General features: G+C 61.5%; 21 protein-coding genes. 5 read left to right on the forward strand and 16 right to left on the reverse strand.

Annotated features, from left to right (window positions below; all coding sequences use genetic code 11):
* Positions 1-42: 42 nt before the first annotated feature.
* Together msrA and msrB are read right to left on the reverse strand one after the other, a co-directional pair.
* The gene (gene msrA, locus AC1DUR_RS06140) at positions 43-771 is read right to left on the reverse strand and encodes a peptide-methionine (S)-S-oxide reductase MsrA (RefSeq protein ID WP_477720353.1); all 729 of its coding nucleotides are present in this window, start codon (positions 769-771) and stop codon (positions 43-45) included.
* Complete coding sequence (gene msrB, locus AC1DUR_RS06145) at positions 768-1271, reverse strand: peptide-methionine (R)-S-oxide reductase MsrB (RefSeq protein ID WP_477720352.1); 504 nt, start codon at positions 1269-1271, stop codon at positions 768-770. Before msrB ends, msrA begins: the two co-directional genes overlap by 4 nt.
* A 293-nt stretch (positions 1272-1564) precedes the next feature.
* Between msrB and AC1DUR_RS06150 the strand changes: the two genes are divergently transcribed.
* On the forward strand, positions 1565-2002 hold the full coding sequence (locus AC1DUR_RS06150; RefSeq protein ID WP_477720351.1) for a hypothetical protein: 438 nt from the start codon (positions 1565-1567) through the stop codon (positions 2000-2002).
* A gap of 260 nt (positions 2003-2262) precedes the next feature.
* On the opposite strand, the gene AC1DUR_RS06155 is transcribed toward AC1DUR_RS06150, so the two are convergent.
* The 5 genes from AC1DUR_RS06155 to AC1DUR_RS06175 all read right to left on the reverse strand — a co-directional run bounded on the left by AC1DUR_RS06155 (position 2263) and on the right by AC1DUR_RS06175 (position 5575).
* Positions 2263-2583 carry a helix-turn-helix domain-containing protein gene (locus tag AC1DUR_RS06155; RefSeq protein WP_477720350.1) on the reverse strand — a complete coding sequence of 107 codons (321 nt, stop codon included), beginning with the start codon at positions 2581-2583 and terminating at the stop codon, positions 2263-2265.
* 11 nt (positions 2584-2594) lie between these two features.
* Positions 2595-2939 carry a toxin gene (locus AC1DUR_RS06160; RefSeq protein WP_477720349.1) on the reverse strand — a complete coding sequence of 115 codons (345 nt, stop codon included), beginning with the start codon at positions 2937-2939 and terminating at the stop codon, positions 2595-2597.
* Positions 2940-3007: 68 nt separating this feature from the next.
* Complete coding sequence (locus AC1DUR_RS06165; RefSeq protein WP_477720348.1) at positions 3008-3370, reverse strand: HVO_A0114 family putative DNA-binding protein; 363 nt, start codon at positions 3368-3370, stop codon at positions 3008-3010.
* A gap of 303 nt (positions 3371-3673) precedes the next feature.
* The gene (locus AC1DUR_RS06170; protein WP_477720347.1) at positions 3674-4765 is read right to left on the reverse strand and encodes a Vgb family protein; all 1092 of its coding nucleotides are present in this window, start codon (positions 4763-4765) and stop codon (positions 3674-3676) included.
* A gap of 213 nt (positions 4766-4978) precedes the next feature.
* On the reverse strand, positions 4979-5575 hold the full coding sequence (locus AC1DUR_RS06175) for a 3'-5' exonuclease (RefSeq protein ID WP_477720346.1): 597 nt from the start codon (positions 5573-5575) through the stop codon (positions 4979-4981).
* A 41-nt stretch (positions 5576-5616) separates the two neighbouring features.
* Here AC1DUR_RS06175 and AC1DUR_RS06180 point away from each other — a divergent pair, with 41 nt between their 5' ends.
* The 4 genes from AC1DUR_RS06180 (at position 5617) to AC1DUR_RS06195 (ending at position 7440) form a co-directional block, all read left to right on the forward strand.
* Positions 5617-5871 (forward strand): hypothetical protein, encoded by a 255-nt coding sequence (locus tag AC1DUR_RS06180; protein ID WP_477720345.1) that lies wholly within the window; start codon positions 5617-5619, stop codon positions 5869-5871.
* A gap of 178 nt (positions 5872-6049) precedes the next feature.
* On the forward strand, positions 6050-6691 hold the full coding sequence (locus tag AC1DUR_RS06185) for an FHA domain-containing protein (protein WP_477720344.1): 642 nt from the start codon (positions 6050-6052) through the stop codon (positions 6689-6691).
* Between the two features lie 165 nt (positions 6692-6856).
* Entirely contained in the window at positions 6857-7228 is a 372-nt protein-coding gene (locus AC1DUR_RS06190; RefSeq protein WP_477720343.1) for a translation initiation factor Sui1, read from the forward strand.
* A complete protein-coding gene (locus tag AC1DUR_RS06195; RefSeq protein ID WP_477720342.1) occupies positions 7228-7440 on the forward strand; it encodes a DUF3820 family protein in 213 nt (70 codons plus the stop codon). The genes AC1DUR_RS06190 and AC1DUR_RS06195 overlap by 1 nt, the downstream gene beginning before the upstream one ends.
* A 70-nt stretch (positions 7441-7510) precedes the next feature.
* On the opposite strand, the gene AC1DUR_RS06200 is transcribed toward AC1DUR_RS06195, so the two are convergent.
* The 9 genes from AC1DUR_RS06200 to rocF form a co-directional block, all read right to left on the reverse strand.
* Complete coding sequence (locus tag AC1DUR_RS06200) at positions 7511-7822, reverse strand: pentapeptide MXKDX repeat protein (protein WP_477720341.1); 312 nt, start codon at positions 7820-7822, stop codon at positions 7511-7513.
* A 101-nt stretch (positions 7823-7923) separates the two neighbouring features.
* Positions 7924-8715, reverse strand: coding sequence for a molybdopterin-binding protein (locus AC1DUR_RS06205; protein WP_477720429.1), 792 nt, complete (start codon positions 8713-8715; stop codon positions 7924-7926).
* 13 nt (positions 8716-8728) lie between these two features.
* A complete protein-coding gene (locus AC1DUR_RS06210; RefSeq protein ID WP_477720340.1) occupies positions 8729-9328 on the reverse strand; it encodes a cytochrome b/b6 domain-containing protein in 600 nt (199 codons plus the stop codon).
* Between the two features lie 285 nt (positions 9329-9613).
* Positions 9614-9829 (reverse strand): hypothetical protein, encoded by a 216-nt coding sequence (locus tag AC1DUR_RS06215; RefSeq protein WP_477720339.1) that lies wholly within the window; start codon positions 9827-9829, stop codon positions 9614-9616.
* Between the two features lie 43 nt (positions 9830-9872).
* Positions 9873-10604, reverse strand: coding sequence for an amino acid ABC transporter ATP-binding protein (locus tag AC1DUR_RS06220; RefSeq protein WP_477721487.1), 732 nt, complete (start codon positions 10602-10604; stop codon positions 9873-9875).
* Entirely contained in the window at positions 10582-11349 is a 768-nt protein-coding gene (locus tag AC1DUR_RS06225) for an amino acid ABC transporter permease (protein ID WP_477718884.1), read from the reverse strand. The genes AC1DUR_RS06220 and AC1DUR_RS06225 overlap by 23 nt, the downstream gene beginning before the upstream one ends.
* Positions 11350-11384: 35 nt before the next feature.
* Positions 11385-12155 carry a basic amino acid ABC transporter substrate-binding protein gene (locus tag AC1DUR_RS06230; RefSeq protein ID WP_477718885.1) on the reverse strand — a complete coding sequence of 257 codons (771 nt, stop codon included), beginning with the start codon at positions 12153-12155 and terminating at the stop codon, positions 11385-11387.
* A 72-nt stretch (positions 12156-12227) separates the two neighbouring features.
* Positions 12228-13622 (reverse strand): argininosuccinate lyase, encoded by a 1395-nt coding sequence (argH, locus tag AC1DUR_RS06235; protein ID WP_477718886.1) that lies wholly within the window; start codon positions 13620-13622, stop codon positions 12228-12230.
* Between the two features lie 98 nt (positions 13623-13720).
* Entirely contained in the window at positions 13721-14647 is a 927-nt protein-coding gene (gene rocF, locus AC1DUR_RS06240) for an arginase (protein WP_477718887.1), read from the reverse strand.
* Positions 14648-14657 lie beyond the last annotated feature (10 nt).

Raw genomic sequence — 14657 nt, forward strand, 5'->3', positions numbered from 1 at the left:
TCAGAATCCAATTTCTCTCAACAAGCCCGCACCATTCCAGCCCTACTTGCCAGCTTGCGACACCAGCACCGGCTTGTCCCGATACACCTCAGGCATCACCGCCTTCAAATTTGCGATCTTCGGTAAATCAAACCGCGCAATGTAAGGCTGGTTCGGGTGCAGGGTTGCGTAGTCCTGGTGGTAAGCCTCCGCCGGGTAGAAGGCGGTTAGCGGCGTGAGCTGCGTCACGATTTTGCTGGGAAACACCTTGGCTGCGTCCAGCTGCGCGATGTAGCTCTCGGTCACTTTTTTCTGGTTGGCGTCCTGGTAAAAAACGGCGGACCGGTATTGCGTGCCGCTGTCCGGGCCCTGGCGGTTCAATGTTGTTGGGTCGTGCGCCACCGAAAAGTAAATCTGCAGCAGCTTGCCGTATGAAATCTTTTTCGGGTCGTAGGTGATCTGCACGGATTCGGCGTGGCCGGTGCGGCCTGAGCCGATCATCTCGTAGCTGGCGGTCGCTTTGTCGCCGCCTGCATAGCCCGATACGGCGTTGAGGACGCCCTGGGTGTGCTGGAACACGGCTTGCACGCCCCAGAAGCAGCCGCCGGCGAACACGGCTGTGGCGTTGCCCGACTGCGGGCCTGCCAGCGCGGTGGCCGGCATGTCGATGGCCGGGGTGGGCAGTTTGACGGCTTTTTCTTCTGCTGAGCTCACGCCCATGCCGCCGCCCACAAAAACCCATGCAGCCAGTGCGACTGCGCCAAGGGTGAAAAGGTATTTGTTCATCATCATGCTGCCTTGAAGTTAAGGGCCAGGCCGTTGATGCAGTAGCGCAGGCCGGTGGGTTTGGGGCCGTCGTTAAACACATGGCCCAGGTGCCCGCCGCAGCGGCGGCACAGCACTTCTACTCGTTTCATGAACAAGGTGGTGTCGCTTTCTTCCACCACGGCCTTGTCCATGGGTTGCCAGAAGCTGGGCCAGCCGGTGCCGCTTTCAAACTTGGTGGCCGACGAAAAAAGGGGCAGGGCGCAACCTGCGCAGGTAAAAACGCCTGCGCGCTTTTCCTTGTTCAGCGGGCTGGTGTAGGGGGGCTCGGTGCCGGCCTGGCGCAAGACGCGGTATTGGTCGGGCCTGAGGAGCTTCTGCCATTCGGCATCGCTGTGGGCGACTTCATAAACCCGTGCCGCGTGCGCTGGCGTGGCCACCAGCAGGCCGCGCATGCCGGCCAGGGCGGCGGCTACGCCGGCGGAGAGTGCGCCAAATTTCAACAAAGAGTTTCTGCGGGTCATCATGAGTGTCTTTCGCGTTGCCCAAAGTGGGCCATGGCTGTTGGTCGGCGAGGGGGCCTGTTTCTTACAGGCTGAGTCCAGGAGCCCCATCAGGCCAGATCGGGCCAGGTTTTGCTTTTTGCGCCGCTTTTCTTTTTTAGAAGAGGAGCAGAAGAAGAGCAGCAGAGGGGGAACCAGGGGGAACACCCTGCGGATACTGAAATTGGATGAAGATGTCCGCGTTCGGTTCCCGGCCAGGATTCGCGGGGTAATCGCGTGGGCGTCATGGACTCCAAACCCGCGCCACAATCACAGGCATGCACAAGATCTTCAGGCTTTGCGCTGTTCTGATGCTGGGCGCGCTGGCGGCCTGCAACGGCCCGCCCGACGATTCGCACGCCGAAGATGTCCAGCTGCAGCTGACGGGAACATGGCTGCGGGACTATGAAGAAAACGGGACCCGGGTGCGCCGCGTGCTGGTGCTGGCGCAGGACGGCCAGTTTGGCGAAATGTCAACGGTCACCCTGCGCGACGGGGTGCTGCTCCAGCACCATCACACCGGCGAATGGCACTTTGACGGCACCAACCTGAAGCGCCGCTACACCAACATCGACGGGCAGAAACCTTCCGCACCCAAGTTTCCGTATGCCGCGTTCGAGGTCCGGTTCGAGTCGCGCAATGAATTCATCGGTACAGACAATGTTCGCAAGCGCCAGGTGCGTTATCGGCGCGTGGCGGAGGGCACGCTACCTTAGGAGCAATGCGGCTCGGTCAAGCCCTTGCCCTGGTTTGTTTTCCCGGACTCGATCCGGGACGCATGGATTGCGGATCAGGCCCGCGATGACGGTTCGGTCAGTCGAGGTCTGGTGCTGCTGATTTTTCCTATGTGGCTGTTAACTGCGTGGCCAATGTGATGTGCCCTTATCTGGGGGCGCTGATGGCATGAGTGCTTCTCCATCCTGGTCACGGAGCCGGCACCGGGGTAATCTGGGGCAAACTTTAATTTTCCAAAAGGTCAAACGGCCTCCAGCCGCTCCACCATATCCGGAAACTGCGCCACCATTTTGATCAGCAGCGCTGCCTGGGCATTGGGCTTTGCGCGCCCCTGCTCCCAGTTTTCAAGCGTGCGTGGGTTGGTGCGCAGATAGCGCGCGAACACGGGGCGCGACAAGTGCAATTGCTCGCGCACGTTCACGACGTCTTGCGGGGAGAGTGTTGGCGCAGGGTTGCTTACTACTTTGAAGGTGCGCAGCGTGAGTTTGCCTTCGCGCTGCGATTTCAACGCGTCGAAACCTTCAGTCAATTCTGAAAAAATGTCGCGCCTTTTCTTCTTCATGATGTTTGCCTTTACTTGGGTTGCCGCTGCTCCAGCTCGCTTTTAAGCAGTTGCTTCAATGTCTTGCGTTGAACGGGCGTCAAATCATCAGCCTGATCTTTGTCGTACACGGTAAAAAGCCAAAACTGCCCGCCGCCCAACCACCAGTAATAAATCACTCGCAAGCCGCCGCGTTTGCCTTTACCTCGGCGGGGATCTGGTTGGCGTAATTTGCGCAAACCGCCCGTGCCCTCAATCACATCACCCGCCTCCGGGTTTGCCATCAAGTCGAGTTGTAGCTGACGGTAGGCCTGGTCGTCGAGATAGCCCTGCCTCATGCGTTCAAAGGGAGGTAGTTCGATGAATACTGCTTGCAAGATTTATTGTACGCTAGTTGCGTATGGTTTATGGTTGATAGCGAATGGATGGCTGACAGCCTGTGGCTTCAAATGGCCTTTTTGAACAAGGCCAAATGGATCTCCACCGATTCAAAAGGCACAAACACCGTGTCGTCCGGCGTGCGCTTGACCAGTCCATGCTCCTCCAGCTTTCCGATGTCCGTGTGTACGTTCGAGTAGTTGCGCTCCACGGTTTTGGCCAGCGCATAGACCGAGCAGGGGCCGCACTGTCGCAGCGCTTCCAGCAGGTCGATGCGCGCAGGTGTCAGCTCTGAAAACAGGGCGCGAGCTGATTCAAAGCTCAGGTGGTAGTCGGCCCCGTATTTTGGGCTGGCCTCAGCCGCTTTGAGCTGCTTGCGGGCTACGCTGAACACGGAGCCGCGTGGGGCGATTTCAATGACTGCTTTCATGGCTTAGTTCCAGGTTCCTATGTCGTGCCAGACAACAATCTCAACCTCAGAACTGTCATCACGTATCTCCCTGGCTCTGGCATTCGGCTTTTGCTTGCATGTATATTGCATTTTAGCAATATATTGCAAAATTACAATATAGAAATCAAGCTCGGCTCCCGTACGGTGAAGCAACTCACTGGTTGGTCATCCGGGACACTGAATCAGGTCCGGGACAGCCCCGATCCGGGATCCATGGATAGCGGGTCAGGCCTTCAATGACCAGTGCGTGGGCATGCCCCTCAGCCCTGAAGTTACCGGCGCTCACCCCGTCCTGATCACCGAAATAAACTCCGTGCCGCTTTCGGGCAGCCAGACTTCCCCCGGCCGGCCGAGTATCTGGCGGATGTTGGCCGCGGGACGGGGCATCGCGATCACCTCGAACTTCTCGGCGCGCGGGTCGAAGCGCAGCATGGCGTTGTTGCTCCACTCGGAGGCCCAGACGATGTCTTTGTCGTCGATATACACGGCGTACACGTGCGGGTCGGCGCCGGGTGCTTTCCAGGTGTGCCAGCTGTTGGCGCCCATGCCCAATGCCGGGTCGTGCACGGAGAGGTTGCCGCTGTTCCACTCGGCCACCCAGATGCGGCCGCGGCTGTCGGACCAGACGCGGCGCGCGCCCTGGCGCTGGGTGGGTGGTTCAATCACGCGTGACTCGCCGGTGTTGCGGTCTATCTGCGCAATGAAGGACCCGGCCAGCGAACACCACCAGACGTCGCCCTTCGGTGTGGCGCAAATGCCGTAGGGCCCGCGTCCGCGTGGTGACTCTTTCACGCTGACCACGCCGGTGCGCACGGCCACCTTGCCCACGTAGCCGCCTTGCCCGGTAAACCACAGGTCGCCGTTGCCATCAAAGGCGCAGGTGTTGAGGTTGGCGTAGGGTGTTCCGGCAGGCAGGGGGAAGAGCTTCACTTCACGCGCCGGCCAGCTCACGCGTGCAATGGCATTTTGTCCGCCGTCGGTCAGCCAGGCCGCGCCGTCGGGCCCGGCAATCACGCCATGCGGCGACGAGCTGCCGCCATTGCTTCCCAGGGCGATCAGCTCGGACTTGCCGGTGCGCGGGTCAAACCAGCCCAGGTGCCCGCTGCGCTGCGCCGAGAACCAGACCCCGCCACCGGGCGCAGGCGCTACGTCATGAATGCCTGTGCTGCGCGGGGTGTTGAGCGGCCAGGATTGCAGGCGAGAGGTGCCCGTTGCCTGTGCGCGCCCGGTGCCGGGCGAGAGCAGGACGGTGGCATACACCCCGCCCAGGGCGATGCCCGAGAGCCCCGTTAGTCCCGTTAACGCCGCCAGCGCGGCGCGGCGGTTCAGGTGACGAGTCGTGTGGCGAGTCATGTGGATTGGTTGGGAATGCATTCGCAGCGCCATGGCAGTTTCTCCTGCGCGTTCGGGACCGGTTGGACAAGGTCGTGCCAGGTCATTGTGGCGGCAATGTGCTGCCGCATACAAGGGCTGCAGGGGCTGCGGGCGCTGTGAGCGCTGTGGGAGGGCGCGCCAGCTGGTGGCTTGGCCGTGCCGTCGATGGCCCTTCTCTGGATCCCGCCGTAAATCACGGCGTTCCCTGAGCGGTCAGTTCAACTCAAGCGCCATGAAGACCCTGAGCGCCGCATAGGCGTCATTGGCGGCGTAGATGATCTGCGCGTCGGACAGCTTGCTGTTGGCCCAGTTGGAGGTGGTGGCTTTTCTGGACTTGATGAACCGCTTGTTGAAAACCACGGCCACCGCCCCCCGCACACCCATGTCCTTGCGGTAGCCTTTTTTTCTGAACACGGTGTTCAGGTCAAGCACACCTTGCGGGTCAACGCCGAATTTGCTGATGAGACGCCGGCGGTCGTCTCCCAGGCCGAAGCCGGCCTTGATGATGGCCGGCGACTCCAGCAGCACGGCTACGGCGCGGCGGCATTCGGTGTCCTGCAATTGAAAGATATAGGCCTTCTCCAGTGTAGACAGCTGAACGATGTGGGGCCCGTCGGACGCCTCGTTTTTGGCAAAGGTCGGTTTGGATTCAGTATCAAACCCCAGGGCCGTGATGCCTGCGAGTTCCTCCAGCGCCCTGCCGGCCTGCTGCGGCGTTGAAACCACCTGTATCTGAGCCAACCTCAGCCGCTCGAAAGGTTCAAGCAGCGCGATTTGTTCTTTACCAGGTGTTACGAGAAGCTCGGTCATAGGGTTCCATGCATCAAAATAGGGAGAGAGCGACCCACATCATGGCAGCACAAAGCATTACAACAGACACCTACAAACTTTTCCCATCGCCCCGCAACCGGCACCGGACGGTTTTCCCGCACCAGGTTTTTGTGCCGTACCCCTACATGCTGATTGACATGGAGAGCTACGACCTCAAGGGCAAATACAGCCTGTTTTCGGCCTGCCGCCTGGCAGACATGAAGATGGGGCAGGTGGCGACGTTCGAGCAGCCCGAAGACGAACTGAAGTTCAAGGCACGCTTTGTGCCGGACTGACCCGACTGACTGGACTGACCCGGCAGCGCCTTCAAGCAAAGTCCCGGCACATGCTTTTATACTGGGGACGGCTTTGTCATAGTCTTGGCCTTGTGCCTTTGTGGCAGCACGGCTACCATCAATTGTCGCCACCGCGCCAGGCGTGTCTGGCGGCGTATAACGCAGGAGGGGAGGTTCTATGCCACAACTCATCGCATCTGTCGAAGGCGTCGAAATCCAGCATGTTTATCTGAAGAACAACAGAACGACGCTTGGCCGCAGACCTTATAACGACATCGTGCTTGACAACCTGGTGGTGAGCGGCGAGCACTGCGTGTTTGAACTCAAGGGCCTCGCGGATGTGTATATCGAGGACCTGGGCAGTACCAACGGGACCTATATCAATGGCCAGATGATCAAGTCCAGGCAGCTGCTGCTGGACAAGGACATCATCGCCATTGGTAATTTCAGGATTCAGTATCTCTCGGCCTCCGAGCATGAGCAGCCTCTCGTATCCGAAAAAACGGGCACCATGCCGCTGGAGGCGCTTGGTTTTCCGGGCACCAGCGGCGCGTTGCAGGCCAGCCTCAAGGTCTTGTCGGGTTCTTCGGCGGGGCTGGAGGTTCCGGTGGTCAAGGCGGTGACGACTTTTGGCCGGCCGGGCGTGGCGGTCGTGGCCATTTCTCATCGGCGCGATGGTTATTACGTCGCCCATATGGACGGTGAGACACAGCCCACGCTCAATGGCAAATCAATCGGGTACAAGGCGATTCCCTTGAGCCACCACGATGTGTTGAACCTGGCGGGAACCGAGATGGAGTTTTTGCTGCAACCCCGATAACACTTATCGAAGTACTCATTGAAGTACTTATCGAATGGCCCTGTCGGGACGCAAGCCGCGCTGTTGCGAAGGCTTTGCACCGGCCGGCAGGTTTCAAATCTTTATTGCGCCGTGGCAGATTCGTCCGGCCTGCTCTTTCCCCTGGCTGCCAAGCCCAACCCATCCATGAAAAGCAATCCATCCGGCGGACTCGTTTATTCCACTGACGGGGGACGTATGTGCCCCGACTGCCGCAAGCCCGTGGCGGGCTGTGTGTGCCGTCAACTCAAGGCCCTGGCAACGACTGGCGGAAAGTCCGGCGGTGTGGCCTATGTTTCCAGGGAGACCAAAGGCCGTGGCGGGAAAAGCGTGACCGTGGTGAAGGGGCTGGCGCTGGATGCGATGGCCCTGGCCCAGCTGGGCAAGCAGCTCAAGACCGCGTGCGGCTCAGGCGGCACGGTGAAGGACGGTGTGATTGAGGTGCAGGGCGAGCATTGCGACCTGGTCATGCAGGCGCTGAAGAAGCAGGGATATGTCGTCAAGCGGAGCGGTGGTTAGTGAACTCCGAAGACCTACAGCTCCTGCTGACCCGCGAAATGCCCTACGGCAAGTACAAGGGGCGGCTGATTGCCGACTTGCCTGGCAACTACCTCAACTGGTTTGCCCGTGAAGGTTTTCCGAAGGGCGAGATTGGTCGCCTGCTGGCGCTGATGCACGAAATCGACCACAACGGCCTGTCGTCCCTGCTGGATCCGCTTCGCAAGCGATAGGGTTTATTGAAATGAATTCCGGAGGCGGCCTGCAAGGCACAGCCCTCCCGGAACGTCCTTCGCAATCGCCTTACTTTTTCATCTCGTCCTTGGCCATGGCGTCTTTACCCATAGCATCTTTACCCATAGCGTCTTTTTTCATGCCGTCCTTGGCCATGCCGGCTTTGGCCATGTGATCCTTTTTCATGGCATCTTTCTTCATGCCATCTTTTTTCATCGCGTCCTTTGACATGGTGTCTTTAGCCATCGTGTCTTTTGCCATGGCGTCCTTCGACATCGCATCTTTGCCCATCGCATCCTTTTTCATGGCGTCCTGTGCCATGACGCTAGCGCCGGCGAAAAGCATGCAGGCAGACAGGAGGGCGGCGGTCAGTGTTTTCATGGTTGTTTTCCTTGGTGGTGATGAATCAGTTGTTGAATAAAACGGCAATGCTGAAGTCGATGATTCAGCTATTGCCGGCGTTGCAGGGTCTCTGAGCAGGCTCAGCTACCTCCGAACCAGTTGTAGCCCTGGTCTTCCCAGTAGCCGCCAGGGTAGGTGTTGGTGACGAAAATCGCCTGGATATGTTTGGGATTCTTGTAGCCCAGCTTGGTGGGCATGCGCAGCTTCATCGGAAAGCCGTATTTGGGGGGTAACGGCTGCCCGTCGTAGGTGAGCGCCAGCACGGTTTGCGGGTGCAAGGCGGTTGGCATGTCGATGCTGGTGAAGTAGTCGTCGGCGCACTTGAAACCAACGTATTTGGCAGTCAGGTCCGCACCGACCCGGCGCAGAAAGCTGGCAAACGGCACACCGCCCCATTTGCCGATCGCGCTCCAGCCTTCGACGCAGATGTGGCGGGTGACCTGGTCAACCTGCGGCATGGCGCGCAGCTCCGGAAGCGCCCATTTGCGCTTGTCGGCGACGAGGCCGGTGACCTCCAGGCGGTAGCTGCCTTCCTCGATCTGGCGCACTTCGCTCTCGCTGTAGTAGGCATTGAAGGGGAAGGGGCGCGTGATCATCGAGTCGGGGTAGGTGGGGGCCAGGCGGTTGGGGTCAAACAGCCAGCCCTGCACCTTGTCATTCATGCGGGAAATCCGCATCAATGCCGTGTCAATGCTGGCTTCATCCACCAGCGTGCAACCCGTGAGCATGGACAGGCCGCCAAGCGTGAGCGAGCGGCGCAGGAAGTCGCGGCGGGCGGGCTCGCTGATGCGGGCGGCATGGCTGATGCGGCTCACGGCTTCCTTGAGCACGGCATCGCCGTCAATGGCCAGGCGGGGAGGGGGTTTGATCATCATGTCAGGCTCCTTAGCGGCCGCGAACCATGTACAGCAGCGTGCGCGGCACCAGCGCCACCATCACCAGGTGAACCGCCACAAACGCGGCCAGTGCGGCCATGGCAAAAAAGTGCACCAGCCGGGCGCCTTCGTAGCCGCCCATCAGTTCGCGCAGCAGGGGGAATTGCACCGATTTCCAGAGCACCAGGCCAGAGATCACCAGCAGGACGGTGTCGACCATCACAAACAGGTAGGCCAGGCGCTGCACCATGTTGTAATGCCGCGGGTCGGCATGGGCGAGCCGGCCCTTGAGCGCGGCCTGCAAATCGGCCAGCAGGGCGCGGGGAGAGAGCGGAAAGAACTTGCGCAGCAGGCGGCCGGTGGCGAGGTTGAAGGCCAGGTAAAGCAGGCCATTGACGCCCAGCACCCACATGGCGGCAAAGTGCCACTGGAGGGCGCCCCCCAGCCAGCCGCCCAGCGTGATGTCTTTCGGAATTGTGAAGCCCAGGAAGGCGGTGGCGTTGTAGATTCTCCAGCCGCTCATCATCAGGACCACGACCGCGAGGGCGTTGAGCCAGTGCATGGCCCGCAACCACCCGGGGTGAATCACCTGCTTGCCGGTATCCATCATGTGCTCCTCATTCGCCAACAAAGCCTGGGACTCCCAGGGTTTCCGCGGCAGTTTTGCTGCGTGTTGACGATTGGTCGGGCGGTGCGCCGGTTTCTTACAACCGGTTGGGATTCATGGAAAACCCGTAGATGGGTTTGAGGTGCCCCGCGAGGGGCCAGGCCCTGTTGGGGAAAGGACTGCAGGAGGACTACTGGACTTTGCCGAGGAAGCGGCGCGTGGGCTCTTACTGCGGCCGGTCGAAGATGGCGGCTGCCTTCCTAAAAGAAGAAAGGCGAATGTTTTAAATCACCGCACGCAATCAAATCCAAACTGGTTGCTGGCGGGCTTGCTGGTCAGCCTGGCATGCAGACCGCGCTTCTGGCATTCGGCTTCAGCAATGTCCTGAGCGTTCGCAACGTCCTGGCGCCGCGCCTGCACGATGATGGTCTTTTCGTTCGCGCTGATCAGTTCGGCGGCGCAGCCCGTCATCAGGACGCAAACCAGCAGCAGAAGTTTTTTCATGGATCGTTTCCTTGGTGAAGCGCTGGGTTAAGGGGTTACGGGGTTACAGGACCTTGCTGAGGAACCTGCGCGTGCGCTCTTCCTGCGGCTGGTCGAAGATGGCGGCGGGTGTGCCTTCCTCCACCACCAGTCCCTCATCAATGAAGATGACCCGGTCCGCCACCTGGCGGGCAAAGCCCATCTCGTGGGTGACGACGACCATGGTCATGCCCTCCTCGGCCAGGGCCTGCATGACGTTGAGCACCTCCCCGACCATCTCCGGGTCCAGCGCCGAGGTCGGCTCGTCAAACAGCATGATGCGCGGCTGCATCGCCAGCGCCCGGGCAATCGCCACGCGCTGCTGCTGCCCGCCCGAGAGCTGGTTCGGGTAGGCATTGATCTTGTCCAGCAGGCCCACCTTCACCAGCAGCTCGCTGGCGCGGTTRCGCGCYTCCAGCGCGGTCAGCCCGCGCACCTTGGTCGGCGCCAGCGTGATGTTCTCCAGCACCGTCTTGTGCGGAAACAGGTTGAAACGCTGGAACACCATGCCGATTTCCGCGCGCAGCGCATCCACATCCGTGGCSGGCTCATGYACCGACACGCCATGCACCAGCACCTCGCCGCCGCTGGCGTCCTCCAGGCCATTGAGACAGCGCAGGAAGGTGCTCTTGCCCGAGCCCGACGGCCCGATCACGCACACCACCTCCGACGCCTTGATGCTGCAGTCAATGCCGCGCAGCACCGGCAGATGGCCAAACTGCTTGGTCAGCCGGTTAACGCGAATCACCTCGTCCATAGCGAGCCTCCAGTCTCTTCACAAGGTAAGCAAGGCCCAGCGTCAGCACCCAGTACATGAGCGAAATCGTGAGGTAGGGCTCCCAGTAGCGCGAATAGGCGCCGGCCACCGTGCGCGCGGCATACGCCAGCTCGGCCAGGCCAATGGCCGAGATCAGCGACGAGTCTTTCAGCAGCGAAATCGCRTTGTTGCCCAGCGGCGGCAGCATGCGGCGAAACGCCTGCGGCAGCACCACGTGGTACATGGTGCGCGGAAACGGCATGCCCAGCGAGCGCGCGGCCTCCACCTGGCCCTTGTCRATCGACTGGATGCCGGCGCGAAAGATCTCCGAGATGTAGGCGCCCGCGTTCAGCGTCAGCGCCACGACGCCCGACAGGAAGGCGCCGTAGTTCTGCTTGATGTGGCGCGCGTTCTCGCCCGAAATCAGCAGGCCGTCGGCCGGGTTGATGAACAGCGGCAGCACCGCAAAATGGATCAGCAGGATCTGCACAAACAGCGGCGTGCCGCGGAAAAAGCTGACATACACGGTGGACGGCCAGCGCAGGGCGTACTGGCACAGCTGGCGGGCMGGCGCGTGGCGCGCCTGCGCCAGGCGCGCCATGCCGATGGCCAGGCCGAGCGCCGTGCCCTGCACGATGCAGATCAGCGTGACGGTGATGGTCATCTGCAGGCCGCGCCAGAACAGCACGGCGTATTCTGAAATGATGTCGGCGCGAAACCAGCCGAACCAGAGGACTTGCTCCATACAGGAAAARGCGTGAACCCAGTCGTTGCCGGCGCTTATTGGGCCGGCAGCACGGGGGCCTCAGCCTGGAACCACTTCTTGTAGATCTGGGCATAGCTGCCGTCGGCCTTCACCGCGGCCAGGCCGGCRTTGAGCTTGTCCAGCAAGGCCTTGTTGCCCTGCTTGACGACGATGCCGAAGTACTCCTTGGGAAAGGCCGGGTCGCTCACGGTCTTGAGCTGCTTGTGCTCCTGGGCGCGAAAGGCGATGACGCCGTTGTCGCCGATGGCCGCATCCAGGCCGTTGTTGGCCAGCTCGGAGATCACCACGGGGGTGCTCTCGAAGCGGCGGATGTCGGGGTTGGTCTTGCCGAACTCGCGCGAGGCCATGTCGTCGCCGGTGCTGCCGTTGACCACGCCGATCTTCTTGCCGGCCAGGTCTTTCAGGCTTTTGGCGGGGCTGTTGCTGTGCACGGCAATSAGCTGGCGCGCCTCRAAGTAGGGGCTGGTGAAGTCRTASGACTGCTTGCGCTTGTCGTTGATGGTGACGCCGGAGATCACGAGGTCGAGGTCGCCGTTGTTCAGGGCCGCGAAGATGCCGCTCCAGGGGGTGTTGACGATCTTGATTTTGAGGCCCGCCTTCTGGGCGATGGCCTTGATCATGTCCACGTCGTAGCCGACGATGTCCTTGCTCGGGCTTTCGTAGGCAAACGGCCGGTAGGTGGCGCTGGAGCCGACTACCAGTTCCTGGCTTTGGGCGCTGCTGAGACCTGAGGCAAACAGCGCAAGGGTGGTGAAGGCAAGACTGGCTAGGCGTTTCAAGCTCATGAAGTTCTCCGGTGAATAAAAATAGTTAGTGTCAACGTGGGATAAAAACAAAACCTGGCATGCGGCGGCCGGTCAGGCCGCTGCTACCCGTTGCCGGGCACTCTCAATGGCGCTGGTGACTGCAGCGGGTGCAGTCCCCCCGACATGATTTCTGGCCAGAACCGAACCCTCCAGCGTCACCGACTGGAAGACGTCGGCCTCAATGACGGGGGAAAACTGGCGCAATTCCTCGAGGGTCAGCTGGCTCAAATCCTTGCCGGATTCGATGCAGCGGCGAACCGTCAGCGCCACCACTTCATGCGCTTCGCGAAAAGGCAATCCCCGGCGGACCAGGTAGTCGGCCAGGTCGGTCGCGGTCGAAAACCCGGCGCCGGCGGCCGCGCGCATGCGCTCCTGGTTGACGCCCAGCGAAGGCAGCAGGCGGCTGAACACCCGGACCGAGCTGCGCACGGTCTCGAGCGTGTCGACCAGCGGCTGCTTGGACTCCTGGTTGTCCTTGTTGTAGGCCAGGGGCTGGGATTTCATCACGGCCAGCACGCTGGCCAGGTTGCCGAACACCCGGCCGGCCTTGCCGCGCGCCAGCTCTGGAATGTCGGGGTTTTTCTTCTGCGGCATGATGGACGAGCCGGTGCAGAAACGGTCTCCGATTTCGATGAAGCCGATCAGCGGGTTGGACCAGAACACCAGCTCTTCCGACAGCCGCGACAAATGCATCATGATTTGTGCGCCGGCACTGCAGGCGTCAATCACGAAATCCCGGTCCGACACCGCATCCAGCGAGTTCCGGCAGACCCCGGCAAAGCCCAGCCGCCCGGCGACGAAATGGCGGTCAATCGGGAAGGAGGTGCCGGCCAGCGCGGCCGCCCCCAATGGCAGCTCGTTCAGGCGCTCACGCGCCTGGCGCACGCGCTGGATGTCGCGCAGGAACATTTCGACATAGGCCATGAGGTGGTGGCCAAACGTCACCGGCTGCGCAATCTGCAGATGGGTGCAGCCCGGCATGATGGTGGCGGCATGCGTGCGAGCCAGGTCCAGCGCCACGGTGACCAGTTCCTTGAGTTCGTCGCACAGGCCATCAAGTTCATGGCGGGTGTACAGGCGCAGGTCGGTGGCCACCTGGTCGTTGCGTGAGCGCGCGGTGTGAAGCCGCTTGCCGGCATCGCCGATCAGCTGCGTCAGGCGGTGCTCGATGTTCATGTGCACGTCTTCACGGTCCTTGGCCCAGGGGAACACGCCTTCCCTGATTTCCTGGCGGATACTGGCCATGCCCCGCTGGATGTCGGCCAGGTCCTGCCCGGACAGCACGCCGATGCTGGCCAGCATTTCGGCATGGGCCAGGGAGCCGTCAATGTCCACGCCGGCCAGGCGGATGTCGATGTCCAGGCATTGCTGGTAGTCGGTCAGCAGCTCGTCCATCGGCGCGGCAAAGCGCCCGGACCAGGCCTCAGTTTTTGCTTCTGCAAACATGTCGCTTTTGTCTCCTCTTTTTCTCGGTTTGTTCTCTGTTTGTTCTCTGTTTGTTCTTTGTGTGTGGGTTGCTGTGTCGCCAGGGGCCTTGAGTTATGTCAGAGCCCGGCGGCGGGCGTCTGCCGCATCAGGGTGGACTTGCCGAACAGGCTCTCGATCAGGTCCACCGCCAGTTCGGCGGTCTGGTTCCTCACATCGAGCGCCGGGTTCAACTCGACCAGGTCGACCGAGCCGAGGTAGCCGGTGTCGGCAATCATTTCCATGCACAGCTGGGTCTCGCGGTAGGTGGGCCCGCCGCGCACGGCGGTGCCGACGCCGGGCGCAATCTCCGGATCCATGCAGTCCATGTCAAAGCTGACGTGCAGGTGGGTGTTGCTGTCCACGCCCGCTAGCGCCTGCTCCATCGTTGCGCGCATGCCAAATTCGTCGATGTAGCGCATGTCAAAAACTTCAAACCCCAGTTCGGTGACAAAGGCGCGCTCTTCGGCGTCGACGCTGCGCACGCCGATCTGGCGCAGCTCGCGTGCCTGCAGGGCGACCTCGCCGCCCAGGTGGGTGAGCGCTTCGGGCCCGTGGCCCAGCAGGCAGGCCACAGGCATGCCGTGGATGTTGCCGCTGGGCGTGATGTGGGCGGTGTTGGTGTCTGCGTGGGCGTCAAACCACAGCACGCGCAGCTGCTTGCCGGCGGCCTTGCAGTGGCGTGCCACGGCGCTGATGGAGCCGATGGCCAGGCAGTGGTCGCCGCCCAGCAGCACCGGCAGCTGGCCGGCCGCCAGCGCGTCGTTCACGGCGGTGTAGATGGACTGGTTCCAGGCAATCACTTCAGGCAGGTGGCGAAAGCCGTCCCGTGGCGGCTCCCAGGGGTTGGGGGGGCCGGCCAGGTTGCCGCTGTCAATGACGTGCAGCTGGCGATCGCGCAGCGCCTGCGGCAGGCCGGCGACCCGCAGGGCGTCGGGCCCCAGGCCCGCGCCGCGCACACTGGCGCCAATATCGGTGGGCGCACCGATCAGGTGGATGGTTTTCACAATGGATTTC

The organism is Polaromonas sp. P4_F4, assembly GCF_056401355.1.